This window comes from Citrobacter sp. RHBSTW-00029 (assembly GCF_014104295.1).
In the GTDB taxonomy this organism is placed as follows: Bacteria; Pseudomonadota; Gammaproteobacteria; order Enterobacterales; family Enterobacteriaceae; genus Citrobacter; species Citrobacter youngae.
The window spans coordinates 3,106,704-3,122,450 of the sequence record NZ_JABXRT010000001.1 but is presented as its reverse complement, the minus strand read 5'-3'; the positions used below and the strand labels follow the sequence as shown (position 1 = coordinate 3,122,450).

Sequence of the window (15,747 nt, the reverse complement as noted above, 5' to 3'; positions counted from 1 at the left end):
AGTCCAGAGTGGCTAAGACTTTTTCCTGGTTAGTGGCTAATTTGTTGCAAATTTGTGGGCAGGTTAACAATTACCCGCGTGCCGCTGTTCGATTCGATCGTCAGCTCGCCTCCGAGCGCGCTGACCCGCTCACGCATTCCCTGGATACCGAAACCGGGAATTTTTTCAGGAAGAATGCCCACGCCGTTGTCCGTGACTTCCAGCAACAGGCAGTGATCCCGTTGGCGCAGCGCAATCGACACTTCGCTGGCGTCGGCATGTTTACAGACGTTATTGAGTAACTCCTGCAACAGACGGTACAGCGTAAAGCGCACCGTTTCATTTTCAGGCGTATTTGCCAGTCGGTAATCAAACCGGCAGTGAATACCCCGTTCGGCAAAGGCAAATTCATTCACCAGATGGTGCAGCGCATCTTTAAAAGACAGCTCGTCAAGCGCGGGTGGGCGTAGCTGGCGCAGTAGCTGGCGGGTCGAGTGGTGGATACGCCGGGCAAGATCGTTGATCTGATTTGCCGCCTCAAGCGTTTGCTTGCGACCCGGTGCGCGTTTGACCAGTTGTGATTGAATTTGAATGGCGGTGATGTTCTGACCAATTTCATCATGCAGTTCCCGCGCCAGGCTTTTGCGCGTGTTTTCTTCGGTGCGGATCAGCTGTTCGGTCAGCGCGCGTCGCGCCGCCAGTTCGCTTTCCAGACGCTGGCGATAATGGTGCAGGTTTTGCACCAGATGCTGCTGGCGGCTGATGGCGATCCCCAGCCCTATGCCCAGCAGCGCCTGGGTGGCGAGGAAAATCTCCAGCTCCACTAAGTTGCTGAACCCGACGCCGATTTGCCGGGCGATGGTGATCATCATACTGCCGAGCAATCCGGACAACACGCCGCCCTGCCAGCCAAATTTCCACGCCATCACCACGTTCGGTAAGAACACCACGATCAGCAGCAGGCGCTCGATCTCCGGCGACAGCACCATCTGGGTGCCGATGCCAATAATAAAAAACAGGCTGCACCAGATGATAAGCGAGGTGCGCAGCGGGGGATTGGTGGTATCCAGCCCGAGCAAATGATAGCGGTGCTGCTGGCGCAAAAATTCATAGATCAGATAGACAAACGGCGTCAGCAGCACGCCGCCGGTAAACGACGCCAGGCCAATTAACGTTGCCGGGCTTTGAATAAAAGGTGAAAGCAGGGCGGTATTGAGCAATGAGGTGAGCGTCACCGCGGCCAGCAGCAGCGTTAAGCGCTGCCAGTAAAGCGGGAAGCGGTGCCAGTATGACTGGCCGATGCTCGCCGGAATCAGGCTAATTAACGGCGCAGCCAGCAGGATATAGCCATTCAATAATTGCTCGCTGTGCAGCCAGAACAACATCAGCACCGGCGGCAATACCAGCGCGGGCCAGTAACGGCGAGAAAGCAGGATGAGCAGCGCGAGATAGACGCCGTGCGGCAGGAACAGCGCCGCTTGCTGACCGTTGTGGGTCAGGTAAAACCCCAGCGTCCACAGCATCAGCCAGCCCGATCCCCATGCCAGCAGAATAAACAGAGAAATAACCCAATGCCGAAGGCTACGCGACATTAATGCCCCGTTAATAGCTGGTGGTCGAGGGCAAAATGCACCAGATCGATGGTGCTGTGGCATTGCAGCTTGCCCAGTACATTCGCGCGGTGGACGTGCACCGTTTTATGGCTGAGGTCGAGCTTGAAGGCGATCTCTTTTACGCTGTCGCCTTTGACCAACAGCTCAAACACTTCGCGCTCGCGTGGGGTCAGTACTTCCAGTACCTGTGCGGGCTGTTCGCCGCCGCGTAACGCCCGCAGCGCATCGGCGCACAGGTAATGCCCGCCCATACCGACCGATCGTACTGCCTGCACCAGTTCCTCTGGTCCGCAGCGTTTGGTCAGGTAGCCACTGGCCCCGGCATCCAGCGCGCTTTGTACAAACGTCGGCGCGTCATAAATACTGAGAATAATGGCGCGAAAGCCGGGTTTTTGCGCCCGCAGCCGTTTTAGCAGACTCAGACCATTTTCATCCGGCATGGCGATATCCATGACCGCAACATTGACGTCCTCGCGCAGTAATGCCGGCCAGGCCTCTGCCGCGCTGCTGTACTGGCCGATAACGGCGAGATCCTCTTCGAGACCGAGTAATTGCGCAAAACCGGAACGCACCACCACATGGTCGTCCACCAGCACAACATGAATCATGATATTGCTCTTTTGCCTGACAAGAATATCTATGATGCCTGCCAGCGCCACGCTGGCAATCATCCAGACGCAGTTATGTAACGAATGTAACAAAATTGCAATAATTTGCCGGGTGTTGTAGGCCTGATAAGGCGCTTGCGCCGCCATCCGGCAACAGTGCCTGATGGCGCTGCGCTTATCAGGCCTACGTTCTGTAATGAGCGAAATTGCTAACCATTGCCGCTTTTTTTCTAAAAACGCTTTGTTCTTAGCCAGAATTTTTAATTCCTTTATCAAATTGTGCCGCAACGAAATACTGCCTCCATAACAAGACAGGGGAGCAGACAATCATGGCTATTTCATCGCGTAACGCACTTCTCGGTGCACTGGCATTCATCGCATTTCAGGCGCAGGCGGTGAACGTCACCGTCGCTTATCAGACCTCCGCCGAACCCGCTAAAGTAGCGCAGGCGGATAATACTTTTGCCAAAGAGAGCGGGGCCACCGTTGACTGGCGCAAATTCGACAGCGGCGCGAGCATCGTGCGGGCGCTGGCTTCCGGCGACGTGCAGATCGGTAATCTTGGCTCCAGCCCGCTGGCGGTCGCTGCCAGTCAGCAGGTGCCGATTGAGGTTTTCCTGCTGGCATCAAAACTTGGCAATTCTGAAGCGCTGGTGGTGAAGAAAAATATCAGTAAACCGCAAGATTTAGTGGGCAAACGCATTGCCGTGCCGTTTATTTCCACCACCCACTACAGCCTGCTGGCGGCGTTAAAACACTGGGGTATCAAACCCGGTCAGGTGGAGATTGTGAACCTGCAGCCGCCAGCAATTATTGCCGCCTGGCAGCGTGGGGATATTGACGGCGCGTACGTCTGGGCGCCGGCGGTCAATGCGCTGGAAAAAGACGGCAAGGTATTAACCGATTCTGAAAAGGTTGGCGAGTGGGGCGCACCGACGCTGGACGTGTGGGTGGTGCGCAAAGATTTTGCCGAGAAGCATCCTGAGGTGGTGAAAGCCTTTGCCAAAAGCGCGATTGATGCGCAGCAACCTTATATCGCTAATCCCGATGAGTGGCTGAAGCAGCCGGAGAATATCAGCAAATTGTCGCGTTTAAGCGGCGTGCCGGAAGCGGATGTGCCGGGACTGGTGAAAGGTAACACTTACCTGACGCCGCAACAGCAGACTGCCGAACTGACCGGACCGGTGAACAAAGCCATTATCGATACCGCGCAGTTCCTCAAAGAGCAGGGCAAAGTCCCCGCCGTCGCGACAGATTACAGCCAGTACGTTACCGATCGCTTCGTGCAATAAAAGGAGGCGCTGATGCTGCAAATCTCTCACCTCGCAGCCAGCTACGGTGGAAAACCGGTGCTGGATGATATCAACCTGACGCTTGATAGCGGCGAACTGCTGGTGGTACTCGGGCCTTCCGGCTGCGGCAAAACCACGCTGCTAAATCTGATTGCCGGGTTCGTGCCGTATCAGCATGGCAGCATTACGCTGTCAGGTGAGAAGGTGGAAGGTCCGGGCGCGGAACGCGGGGTGGTATTCCAGAACGAAGGTCTGCTGCCCTGGCGTAACGTGCAGGATAATGTGGCCTTTGGTCTGCAACTGGCAGGGGTAGAGAAAGTGCAGCGTCAGCGTATCGCCCAGGAGATGTTGCAGAAAGTAGGGCTGGACGGTGCGGGAAAACGTTTTATCTGGCAGCTTTCTGGCGGCCAGCGCCAGCGTGTTGGTATTGCCCGGGCGCTGGCGGCCAATCCACAGCTCCTGCTGCTCGATGAACCGTTTGGTGCGCTCGACGCGTTTACCCGCGAGCAGATGCAAACCCTGCTGCTGAAGCTGTGGCATGAGACTGGCAAACAGGTGCTGTTGATTACGCACGATATTGAAGAAGCAGTGTTTATGGCCACCGAGCTGGTATTGCTGTCGCCAGGCCCGGGCCGGGTACTGGAGCGTCTGCCGCTGAATTTCGCCCGTCGCTTTGTGGCCGGAGAGTCGAGTCGCAGCATTAAGTCCGATCCGCAGTTTATCGCCATGCGCGAGTACGTGTTAGGTCGGGTCTTTGAACAACGGGAGGCATTTTCATGAGCGTGGTGATTAATGATAAACCCCGTCGCCAGCGCGCGCTCAACTGGCGCTGGCCGTTCTCGCGGCAGATTACCTTAAGCCTCGGTACGCTGGCCGTCATTTTGGCGGTGTGGTGGGCGGTGGCGGCGCTGCAGTTAATCAGCCCGCTGTTTTTGCCGCCGCCGGGGCAGGTTTTACAAAAACTGATCGTTATTGCCGGTCCGCAGGGATTTATGGATGCCACGCTGTGGCAGCATCTGGCGGCGAGTCTGACGCGCATTGTTATCGCGCTGCTGGCGGCGGTGCTGCTGGGCGTCCCGGTTGGGATCGCGATGGGGCTGAGCCCGACGATGCGCGGCATTCTCGATCCGATCATTGAACTGTATCGTCCGGTTCCGCCCCTGGCCTATTTGCCGCTGATGGTCATCTGGTTTGGCATTGGCGAAACCTCCAAGATCCTGCTGATCTATCTGGCGATTTTCGCGCCTGTTGCGATGTCGGCGCTGGCCGGTGTCCGCAGCGCGCAGCAGGTAAGAGTACGCGCCGCACAATCACTAGGGGCCAGCCGTGCGCAGGTGTTGTGGTTTGTTATTTTACCCGGTGCATTGCCGGAAATACTCACCGGGCTGCGCATCGGGCTGGGTGTCGGCTGGTCAACGCTGGTGGCCGCAGAGCTGATTGCCGCCACGCGAGGTTTGGGTTTTATGGTCCAGTCCGCCGGTGAATTTCTGGCAACGGATGTGGTGCTGGCGGGGATCGCGGTAATTGCCGTTATCGCCTTTATTTTAGAACTGGGTCTGCGCGCGCTTCAACGTCGTCTGACGCCCTGGCATGGAGAAGTACAATGAGTGAACGTCTGAGCATTACCCCGCTGGGGCCGTATATTGGCGCACAAATCACCGGTGCGGATTTGGCGCGCCCGCTGAGCGATAACCAGTTTGAGCAGCTTTATCACGCCGTACTGCGTCACCAGGTGGTGTTTCTGCGTGAGCAGGTGATTACGCCGCAACAGCAGCGTGCGCTGGCGCTACGTTTTGGCGATCTGCATATTCATCCGGTCTACCCGCACGCCGAGGACGTGGAGGAGATTATCGTGCTGGATACTCACAACGATAATCCGCCAGATAACGATAACTGGCACACCGATGTAACCTTTATTGACACGCCGCCTGCCGGGGCGATTTTAGCGGCGAAAGAGCTGCCATCAACCGGGGGCGACACCCTGTGGACCAGCGGGATTGCCGCTTATGAAGCATTGTCTGAGCCGTTCCGTCAGTTGCTGAGTGGCCTGCGGGCAGAGCATGATTTTCGTAAATCATTCCAGGAATATAAATACCGCAAAACGGAGGAGGAACATCAGCGCTGGCTGGAGGCGGTAGCGAAGCATCCGCCGTTGTTGCATCCGGTGGTGCGCACCCATCCGGTAAGCGGTAAGCAGGCGCTGTTCGTGAATGAGGGATTTACCACGCGAATTGTCGATGTGACGGAAAAAGAGAGTGAGGCGTTACTGAGCTTTTTGTTCGCGCATATCACCAAACCGGAGTTTCAGGTGCGCTGGCGCTGGCAGCCCAACGATGTGGCGATTTGGGATAATCGCGTGACGCAGCATTATGCGAATGCGGATTATCTGCCGCAGCGGCGCATTATGCATCGGGCAACGATTTTAGGGGATAAGCCGTTCTATCGTGCGTCGTGAGTTCCTGACCGGTGCCGATTGTGGGCCGGATAAGCGTAGCGCCATCCGGCACCGCGCCGGATGGCGGCGTAAACGCCTTATCCGGTCTACGAACCTAAATGCGGTCCGATATACCGCTGGTAGCGATTTGCCTTCAGATACGTTAAATCCACCAGTACCAGACCATCCACGCAGTTGTTAAAGTCCGGGTCGCTGCCAAAGTCGATAAACTGTACGCCACCTGGCTCACACACTTCGGAATATTGCTTGTAGAGTGGTGGAATACCACAACCAAGGTTGCCGAGCAGCGACTTCAGCCGCGTCAGGTCTTCACTGTAATTTTCCCCGCCAAACTGCGCCAGTGCGTCGGGTAACGAGGCCGGGTACGGTCGGCGTGACTCCGCCAGCGGATGTGTTGCCGGAAACCACAGGCGATAAAAGGCAACCAGCAAATCGCGGGCCGAGGGCGGTAGCCCACCAGAAATAGAAACCGGGCCAAACAGGTAGCGATAGTGTGGATGGCGCGCCAGATACGCGCCGATACCGGACCACAGATAGTCCAGGCCGCGGCGTCCCCAGTAGCGTGGCTGAATAAAGCTGCGCCCCAGCTCAATGCCGTGCTGGAGGATATCGTCCATCCGTTCGTCGTAATGAAACAGGCTATAGCTGTAAATGCCGTCCAGCCCGCGCTTTTCCATCTGTAGGGCGGTCGGCATAAAGCGGTAGGCACCGACGATCTCCAAATCGTCTTCATCCCACAGGATCAGATGCAGGTAGTCATCGTCGTAACTGTCGATGTCGCGGCGTTTGCCGCTACCTTCGCCTACCGCGCGGAAGGCGATTTCCCGCAGACGGCCCAGCTCACGTAGCAACGGAACCTCTTCCTGACCATTACGCTGCCATAGATAGATAACCTTACCGTCTGCTGTACGCCCCAGGCACTCGGCCTGGTGTAGCTCGCGCTTGAGCAGGGCACGGGGTTCCGGGCGAGCGATCGCGCTTTCGGTTTTAAAGACGCCCGGCCGTCCTTTTCCCAGTAGCTGAACGTGTCGGTAGCACTTGTCTGTCATTTCTCGCGGCGTAGTTTGTGGGTTGCACCATGTCGTCCACGCAATTTGCTCGCCAATGGTCACCGGCAGGTTGCTGTTCCGGCGGCGAAACATCTGCTGCATTAACAACAGCATCGGCAGGTTTTGCGATACCAGTGCGCTGGCATAAAACAGCGTGCTATTGCGTGCCTCAATCCACGCAGGTAAGAGCGGTGCGCGGTATTTGGCGGCGAGCTTAATAAAGCCGGAGTGCCATTTTTTATCGTGAATGCCGCGCCGGGTTATGCGCGAAACTTCACCGGCCGGGAAGAAGATCAGCACACCGCCGTTTTGCAACTGTCGATCCATCAGCTGTAGCGCCGCTTTAGCGGTGCGGCCATTGATATTATCCACCGGAATAAACAGCGAACTGAGCGGTTCGAGATGAGTGAGCATGCGGTTGGTGACGACTTTAACATCGCGGCGAACGCGAGAAACGGCGTATAGCAGGGCCAGGCCGTCGAGTGTGCCGGTAGGGTGGTTGGCGATGATAACCAGCGGCCCTTGTTCGGGAATTTGTTCCAGACTACGGACCGGAATTTGACAGTGAATGTTGAGATGCTCCAGCACCTGTTCGACGGTATCTAACCCTTTCAGATGGCGGTGACGAGCGGCAAACTGTTGGAATTCCTCTTCATGTAACAGTTTTCTCAGCACTTTTTTTTGCCACGGGGCGGGCCTCGCCTCTGGCCACAGGTCGTCGATGACATTGTCGAGACTAAACATAGCGGCTCCTCCTCTGTCCTTTTGTGACAGTAGAAGGGCGATGTGTCGGTTAGATGGCGGTTTGGTGACGTTTTATGATAAAACGCCCCGCAGTGCGGGGCGTTGAAAGGAATTAACGCAGGATTTTTTTCTCAGCCAGATCGAGTGCGAAGTAGCTGAAAATCAGATCCGCGCCAGCGCGCTTGATCGAGCCTAAGCTTTCCAGCACCACTTTCTCTTCATCTATAGCACCCGCCAGCGCCGCGAATTTGATCATCGCGTATTCACCGCTGACTTGATAAGCGCCAATCGGCAGCTCGGTGCGCTCGCGGATATCGCGCAGAATATCGAGGTATGCGCCAGCCGGTTTGACCATCAGGCAGTCTGCGCCCTGGGCTTCATCCAGCAGCGATTCGCGGATCGCTTCCCGACGGTTCATCGGGTTCATCTGATAGGTTTTACGATCGCCTTTCAGCGCAGTGCCTGCGGCTTCACGGAACGGGCCGTAGAAAGAAGAAGCAAATTTGGTGGAGTAGGACATGATCGCCGTATCGGTGAAGCCCGCGGCGTCCAGCGCCTGGCGAATCGCCTGCACCTGGCCGTCCATCGCGGCGGAAGGCGCGATGAAGTCAGCACCCGCTGCGGCAGCAACCACCGCCTGCTTGCCAAGATTGGCCAGGGTTAAATCGTTATCCACGCCGTGCTCGCATAATACGCCGCAGTGACCGTGCGAGGTGTATTCACAGAAGCAGGTATCGGACATGACAATCATTTCCGGCACGGTCTGCTTACAGATACGCGACATGCGCGCCACCAGACCGTCTTCTTTCCATGCATCGCTGCCGGTATCATCGGTGTGGTGAGAAATACCGAAGGTCATGACTGAGCGGATGCCTGCATTAGCAATGCGTTCAATTTCGCGTGCCAGATGCTTCTCTGGAATGCGCATCACGCCAGGCATGGCCTCGATGGCTTTGTAATCGTCGAGTTCTTCTTCAACAAAGATCGGCAACACCAGGTCATTTAAGCTCAGTGTTGTCTCTTCAAACATAGCGCGCAGCGCAGGTGATTTGCGCAGGCGGCGAGGGCGTTGGATTAGGTCTGTCATGGTATGCCTGATGTTTGTGAAATCGAAGGCCGTAGTATACCCGAACCTGAGGGCGGGTGGTTTACGAAAGTTGGCTTTATATTTGGATTTCCCGTGGCGAAAGGCTGAATCATTAGAGCAATTTATTTATATTCATTATTTTGTTTGTTTTTGTTTTTATTATTTTAAATGTTGATGGATTTATTTGTTTAGCACGTAATATAACTCTCGCCTATTTATTTTTTATTTGTTTGAGTATTGGGTGGATTATTTGATAATTATATGTGTTAGATGTTGTGTGTTTTATATCCTGTTGAAAATATTTGTATTTTTGTTTTATTGTTAAGACCTGGTTAATTCATGATGTTGTCCGATTTCGGACAGTGAGCAAAGAATAATTGAACCTTTCCGTTGTGAAACAGCATAATCGGCCCTGCGAAACATAAAATGTTTTCTTTGCATTGATAATTGATGGATCAACTATATTACGTCCCTGAGGAGGGATGACAAATGCACATCTGGAAAAAGAAACTTGTAGTCTCACAATTAGCATTAGCCTGCACTTTGGCAATCACTTCTCAGGCGAATGCTTCAACCGATATTTCTGGAACCACGTACACAACGTTCACCCATTATAATGACGCATCTTATGCCGATGGTGTTTACTACGATGGGTATGTCGGTTGGAACAATTACGAAGCTGATAGTATTTATAACGGTGATATTTATCCAGTAATCAATAACGCTACTGTTAACGGCGTTATTTCTACTTATTATCTGGATGATGGACTATCTACTAACAGCAATAACAACAGCCTGACGATTAAAAATAGTACCATTCACGGTATGGTGACTTCCGAGTGTATGACCACGGATTGTACTAACCGTACGGGTACCGACTATTACTATGATCGTTTGGCGATGAACGTCATCAACTCAACTATCGATGACAACTACGAACATTATACCTACAACGGTACCTATAACGATGCGGCTGATACGCACGTTGTCGACGTTTATAACCTGGGTACGGCTATCACGCTGGATCAAGAAGTTGATCTGTCTATCTCCAACAACTCTCACGTTGCGGGTATTACGCTGACTCAGGGTTATGAGTGGGAAGACATTGACGATAACACCGTCAGCACTGGTGTAAACAGCGGCGAAGTATTTAATAATACTATTGCTGTTAGCGATTCTACCCTGACCTCTGGTTCATGGTCTGATGAAGGCACTTCCGGCTGGTTTGGTAATACCAGCAATGCAAGCGATTACAGCGGTTCTTATACTGCTGATGATGTTGCATTGGCTGTTATTGCACATCCAGATGCCGATAACGCGATGCAGACGACTGCCACGTTTAATAATTCCACGCTGATGGGCGACGTGGTGTTCTCCAGCAACTTCGATGAGAACTTCTTCCTGGACGGTGCTGACACTTATCGTGATACCGATGCCGATCTGGATACCAACGGTTGGGATGGTACTGACCGTCTGGATCTTACCCTCAACAACGGCAGTAAGTGGGTGGGTGCGGCGGTGTCCGTACATCAGGTGGACTTTGATGGCGACGGTGTTTATGACCGCTACGATGCGGGCACTGAATACACCTCTACGTTGATCGACATCACCGCTAACAGCCTGTGGCCGGTTTCAACCTATGGTATCGATAGCGACACAACTTCTTATGACGAAAATGGCCATGTGGTTGGCAACGCTGTCTACCAGAGTGGCCTGTTCAACGTCACGCTGAACGGCGCTTCACAGTGGGATACCACCAAAACCTCTCTGATTGACACCCTGAGCATTAACAGCGGTTCCGTCGTGAATGTGGGTGATTCTACCCTGATTTCTGACACCATCTCTCTGACCGGTGCTTCTGCCCTGAACATCAACGAAGATGGCCATGTTGCGACCGATACCCTGTCGATTGACAACAGTACCGTCACAATTGCTGACGACGTATCTGCTGGCTGGAGCGTGGGTAATACTGATGGGGGAGTGAGTGGGGCAGCGCTCTATGCAAATACCATCAACGTTACTAACAACGGTGTTCTGGATGTGGGCAACAGTACCGGTAACGCACTGCAGGTTGATACGCTAAATCTGACCAGCTACACCGATGCTTACAACCATGTTAATGCGGGCGTTTTCGACATCAACAGCACTAACTATGTGTTGAATGCTGACCTGACCAACGATCGTACTAACGACAAAACTCAGGCTAACTACGGTTATGGCGTAATCGCAATGAACTCTGATGGTCATCTGACTATCAACGGTAACGGCGATTCCGACACCTCCTACGATCAATCTGAAGTTGATAACTATGGTGACCACGTAGCGGCAGCAACCGGTAACTATAAAGTGCGTATCGATAACGCGACTGGCGCTGGTTCTGTTGCTGATTACAAAGGTAACGAGCTGATCTACGTTAACGACACCAACAGCACTGCAACCTTCTCTGCAGCTAACAAAGCTGACCTCGGCGCTTACACCTATCAGGCGCAGCAGCAGGGGAACACCGTTGTTCTGCAGCAGATGGAGCTGACCGACTACGCAAATATGGCTCTGAGCATCCCGTCTGCTAACACCAATATCTGGAACCTGGAACAAGACACTGTTGGTACTCGTCTGACTAACGCACGTCATGGTCTGGTTGATAACGGTGGCGCATGGGTAAGCTACTTCGGTGGTAGCTTTGATGCGGATAACGGCACCATCAACTACGATCAGGATGTTAACGGCATCATGGTCGGTGTTGATTCCAAAATTGATGGTAACAACGCCAAGTGGATTGTCGGTGCAGCAGCAGGCTTCGCGAAAGGTGATATGAGCGATCGTACCGGTCAGGTGGATCAGGACAGCCAGACTGCCTATATCTACTCTTCTGCTCACTTTGCCAACAACATCTTTGTTGACGGTAACTTAAGCTACTCCCACTTCAACAACGATCTGTCTGCTAACATGAGCAACGGTCAGTATGTTGACGGCAGCACCTCTGCTGATGCCTGGGGCTTTGGCTTGAAACTGGGTTATGACCTGAAACTGAGTGACGCAGGGTACGTAACGCCTTACGGTAGCGTATCCGGTCTGTTCCAGTCTGGTGATGACTATAAGCTGAGTAACGACATGAAAGTTGATGGTCAGTCTTATGACAGCATGCGTTATGAACTGGGTGTAGATGCAGGTTATACCTTCGCCTACAGCGACGATCAGGCGCTGACCCCGTACTTCAAACTGGCCTACGTTTACGACGATTCTAATAACGATGCTGACGTAAACGGTGACTCTATCGACAACGGCGTAGAAGGTTCTGCGGTACGTGTTGGACTGGGTACTCAGTTCAGCTTTACCAAAAATTTCAGTGCGTACACCGATGCTAACTACCTCGGCGGAGGTGATGTCGATCAAGACTGGTCTGCAAATGTAGGTGTTAAATATACCTGGTAAGAGCCTTTTTGCAGAGAAAATAAGGTAACTTATTCGTAATAATGCCCGTCACGGATTTGACGGGCATTTATTGCAAAGAGTGCGCACATGCTATCTACAAATAAACCGCTGGTGGAATTTGGGATGTTGGATAAATGTTTGTCTAAGTATGGTGAACATTTCGAATGTGATAATAAAAAACAAATTATATACTCCCATGATATAGATGGTGATGACACTTTTATTATTTTAAGTGGTGTTGTTTCCCTGCGTAGAGGGGAAAACGTGCTGGTCGGGATTGTACAGGCGCCTTTTATTATGGGCCTTTCGGATGGCGTAATGAAAACAGATGTACCATACAGATTAATAACCGAAAGTAATTGTACGGGATATCATCTTCCTGCCTCACAAACGATTAATATCATTGAACAATGCCAGCTTTGGCGCGAAGCTTTTTGCTGGTTAGCATGGCAAAACTGCATGCTTGAAATGCGCGACTTGCAGTTGATTGGCAATAACTCCTACGATCAGATCCGTGCGACGCTGATATCCATGACGGAATGGGACGACGTTCTGCGTTCGCGTATCGGCGTCATGAACTATATTCACCAACGCACGCGAATTTCACGCTCAGTTGTTGCTGAGGTTCTCGCGGCTTTGCGTAAAGGTGGTTACATTGAAATGAATAAAGGCAAACTGGTGAACATTAACCGTTTGCCTTTTGAGTATTGAATCAGGAGGCGGGAATAACCTGCGGTTTGTTGCCGCTCAGTTCGCTCACCAGATTGTTGATCCCGTCGCTCATATTGGTAAAGCGGGTCAGCGGGGAGCGGGTCACCACGACAAAGGCCCCGACGTTTTGCTGTGGGATCATCGCCATATAAGTAATGAAGCCACCGCCGCCACCGGTTTTTTGAATAATTCCTGGACGCCCATTCTTCGGCGCCATATAGACCCAGCCCAAACCAAGCGCATCGGCCTTGCCCGGCACATCCATCCCTATCACTTTGGTTAACTGCGTACGCTGATAAATCAGCGTCTGCATCCGGTCGGCCTGCTGGCTACGATGGTAAAAATCAGAAGAGAGATACTGCTGCATCCAGCGCATCATATCGCCGGGCGTAGAATAGACGCCACCGCTGCCCATCGCCGCCAGCGTATTGTTACACGGGCTGGCGCCTTTTTCCGCGACCATCAGACGTCGGCATTGATCGGGGGATGGGGTAAAGGTGGTGTCTTTCATCCCCAACGGACGGGTAATTTTTTCTTCAAACAGCTGTGGATAAGGCTTACCAGAGGCAGTTCCCAGCGCATCGGCCAGCAGGTCAAACGCCAGGTTCGAATAGGAAGCCTGCGAGCCCGGTGCGGCTTTTAGCGTGGCGGTAGAGAGATAGCTCCAGCGCTGTTCGCGAGTCGGCCAGACAAAGACCGGGCGTTTTGCCGCGCCGCCAGGCTGCTCGCGTGGCAGCGCGCTGGTGTGCGTCGCCAGATTCACCAGCGTGATAGGCGTTCCCTGATATGTCGGAACGCGTGCGCCTGGTGGTGCATATTTACTCAATGGATCGTTGAGTTTAACTGTGCCCTGATCGAGTAATTTCACTAACATTTCGCTGGTCATTAATTTAGTGATTGAGGCAATTCGAATCACGGAATCAAGCTGTGGATGGACGTTGTTACCGGGACGCGTTTCGCCAAAGCTGCGAAATACGCGCTGATTACCATCAATCACCACGAGCGCCATCCCCGTAGCGCCACTGCCGTAAAATATATGGTCGGCATAACGATCGACGATATCGGAGGCGAAAATCGGATCGGTTATAGGCTGTGCCGCCTGGACTGATGTCAATGACGCCGCACACAGCGCGGCAGAAAAAAGCAGACTACGTTTCAACGGTGGTGTCCATGAGTTAGAGAAAGTGAAAAAGGATGTCGTGCGTATGCGTATTTATACTACTCATCGGCGTATTGCAAAGCGCTTATCAGCCAATGATAGTGGGAAAAACGTAACGATGAGTAAACGTGGGCTTTTCCCGGAGAGTGGATGTTCGCTTTTGTGATCTCACGCTGTAATAATCTGAACATGCCGGAACGCTGTCGGTGTGAAAACCGCAGAAACAATTCTACAAAACCAGATAGCGAACTAAGTGCGTCGGTTCTGGTCACAATTGTCGGTTTCAGCTTGTGTTTATTGGGCGTAAGCCGTCTTGCCGCGGTAAACCACCGTGGCAAATGCACAGCAGTCGTCATAACGATAAGAAGTTAGCAGGAGAGCACTATGTTTAAGTCTTTTTTCCCAAAGCCGGGGCCGTTCTTTATTTCGGCATTTATTTGGGCACTGGTCGCTGTTGTATTTTGGCAGGCTGGTGGGGGAGCCTGGGTTGCACAGATTACCGGCGCATCGGGGGATGTACCGATTAGCGCGGCGCGATTCTGGTCACTGGATTATCTGATTTTTTATGCGTACTACATTCTGTGCGTTGGCGTGTTTGCGCTGTTCTGGTTTATCTACAGTCCGCACCGCTGGCAGTACTGGTCGATACTCGGTACCTCGCTGATTATCTTCGTTACCTGGTTTCTGGTTGAAGTCGGCGTCGCTGTCAACGCCTGGTATGCCCCGTTCTACGACCTGATTCAAACCGCACTCAGCACGCCGCATAAGGTGAAGATTGAGCAGTTCTATCAGGAAGTGGGGATCTTTCTCGGGATTGCGCTGATAGCCGTCGTCATTGGCGTGATGAACAACTTCTTTGTCAGCCATTACGTCTTCCGTTGGCGTACCGCGATGAACGAACATTATATGGCGCACTGGCAGCATCTGCGTCATATCGAAGGTGCGGCGCAACGTGTGCAGGAAGACACCATGCGTTTCGCTTCCACGCTGGAAGACATGGGCGTAAGTTTTATTAACGCGATTATGACGCTGATTGCCTTCCTGCCGGTACTGGTTACGCTTTCTGCGCATGTCCCGGATCTGCCGATTGTTGGACATATTCCTTACGGTCTGGTGATTGCCGCGATTGTCTGGTCGTTGATGGGGACCGGGCTGCTGGCCGTGGTGGGGATCAAACTGCCTGGGCTGGAGTTCAAAAATCAGCGGGTGGAAGCGGCGTACCGTAAAGAGCTGGTGTACGGTGAAGATGATGGTAATCGCGCGACGCCGCCCACGGTTCGCGAGCTGTTCCACGCGGTACGTCAAAACTACTTTCGCCTCTATTTTCACTATATGTACTTCAATATCGCCCGTATTCTTTACCTACAGGTTGATAACGTTTTCGGCTTGTTCCTGCTGTTTCCATCGATTGTTGCCGGTACGATTACGCTCGGTCTGATGACGCAAATCACCAACGTGTTTGGTCAGGTACGTGGCTCGTTCCAGTATTTGATTAATTCGTGGACAACGCTGGTTGAGCTGATGTCTATCTATAAGCGTCTGCGCAGCTTCGAACGTGAACTGGATGGTCAGGAAATTCAGGCTGTTACCCATACGCTTAGCTAACAAAAGGAGATGT

Annotated in this window: 12 protein-coding genes; 7 read left to right on the top strand and 5 right to left on the bottom strand. The window is 52.9% G+C overall.

Going from position 1 to position 15,747, the window contains the following annotated elements; all coding sequences use genetic code 11:
* Positions 1-29: 29 nt before the first annotated feature.
* Together HV041_RS15335 and HV041_RS15330 are read right to left on the bottom strand one after the other, a co-directional pair.
* Positions 30-1,571, bottom strand: coding sequence for an MASE1 domain-containing protein (locus HV041_RS15335; protein ID WP_121584274.1), 1,542 nt, complete (start codon positions 1,569-1,571; stop codon positions 30-32).
* Positions 1,571-2,200, bottom strand: a complete 630-nt coding sequence (locus tag HV041_RS15330) for a response regulator transcription factor (RefSeq protein WP_005125019.1) — start codon at positions 2,198-2,200, stop codon at positions 1,571-1,573. Before HV041_RS15330 ends, HV041_RS15335 begins: the two co-directional genes overlap by 1 nt.
* Before the next feature lie 329 nt (positions 2,201-2,529).
* On the opposite strand from HV041_RS15330, the gene tauA reads away from it, so the two are divergent.
* The 4 genes from tauA to tauD are packed head-to-tail and all read left to right on the top strand — an operon-like array spanning position 2,530 to position 5,947.
* Positions 2,530-3,492 (top strand): taurine ABC transporter substrate-binding protein, encoded by a 963-nt coding sequence (gene tauA / locus HV041_RS15325; protein ID WP_119921939.1) that lies wholly within the window; start codon positions 2,530-2,532, stop codon positions 3,490-3,492.
* A 12-nt stretch (positions 3,493-3,504) separates the two neighbouring features.
* On the top strand, positions 3,505-4,272 hold the full coding sequence (gene tauB / locus HV041_RS15320) for a taurine ABC transporter ATP-binding subunit (RefSeq protein WP_121584275.1): 768 nt from the start codon (positions 3,505-3,507) through the stop codon (positions 4,270-4,272).
* Complete coding sequence (tauC, locus tag HV041_RS15315) at positions 4,269-5,099, top strand: taurine ABC transporter permease TauC (RefSeq protein ID WP_121584276.1); 831 nt, start codon at positions 4,269-4,271, stop codon at positions 5,097-5,099. The genes tauB and tauC overlap by 4 nt, the downstream gene beginning before the upstream one ends.
* Positions 5,096-5,947, top strand: a complete 852-nt coding sequence (gene tauD, locus HV041_RS15310; protein ID WP_121584277.1) for a taurine dioxygenase — start codon at positions 5,096-5,098, stop codon at positions 5,945-5,947. The genes tauC and tauD overlap by 4 nt, the downstream gene beginning before the upstream one ends.
* Before the next feature lie 86 nt (positions 5,948-6,033).
* Here the strand turns inward: tauD and HV041_RS15305 are convergent, their stop codons facing one another.
* The gene (locus HV041_RS15305; RefSeq protein ID WP_048212473.1) at positions 6,034-7,740 is read right to left on the bottom strand and encodes a GNAT family N-acyltransferase; all 1,707 of its coding nucleotides are present in this window, start codon (positions 7,738-7,740) and stop codon (positions 6,034-6,036) included.
* Between the two features lie 112 nt (positions 7,741-7,852).
* Positions 7,853-8,827 carry a porphobilinogen synthase gene (gene hemB, locus HV041_RS15300; RefSeq protein WP_016151991.1) on the bottom strand — a complete coding sequence of 325 codons (975 nt, stop codon included), beginning with the start codon at positions 8,825-8,827 and terminating at the stop codon, positions 7,853-7,855.
* A 489-nt stretch (positions 8,828-9,316) separates the two neighbouring features.
* On the opposite strand from hemB, the gene ehaB reads away from it, so the two are divergent.
* Complete coding sequence (gene ehaB, locus HV041_RS15295; protein ID WP_121584278.1) at positions 9,317-12,259, top strand: autotransporter adhesin EhaB; 2,943 nt, start codon at positions 9,317-9,319, stop codon at positions 12,257-12,259.
* An 87-nt stretch (positions 12,260-12,346) separates the two neighbouring features.
* Positions 12,347-12,970, top strand: coding sequence for a hydrogen peroxide resistance inhibitor IprA (gene iprA / locus HV041_RS15290; RefSeq protein ID WP_121584279.1), 624 nt, complete (start codon positions 12,347-12,349; stop codon positions 12,968-12,970).
* Between the two features lies 1 nt (position 12,971).
* Here iprA and ampH read toward each other — a convergent pair whose 3' ends face one another.
* Complete coding sequence (ampH, locus tag HV041_RS15285) at positions 12,972-14,129, bottom strand: D-alanyl-D-alanine-carboxypeptidase/endopeptidase AmpH (RefSeq protein ID WP_121584280.1); 1,158 nt, start codon at positions 14,127-14,129, stop codon at positions 12,972-12,974.
* A 384-nt stretch (positions 14,130-14,513) separates the two neighbouring features.
* On the opposite strand from ampH, the gene sbmA reads away from it, so the two are divergent.
* On the top strand, positions 14,514-15,734 hold the full coding sequence (gene sbmA, locus HV041_RS15280; protein WP_040232769.1) for a peptide antibiotic transporter SbmA: 1,221 nt from the start codon (positions 14,514-14,516) through the stop codon (positions 15,732-15,734).
* Positions 15,735-15,747: the final 13 nt, after the last annotated feature.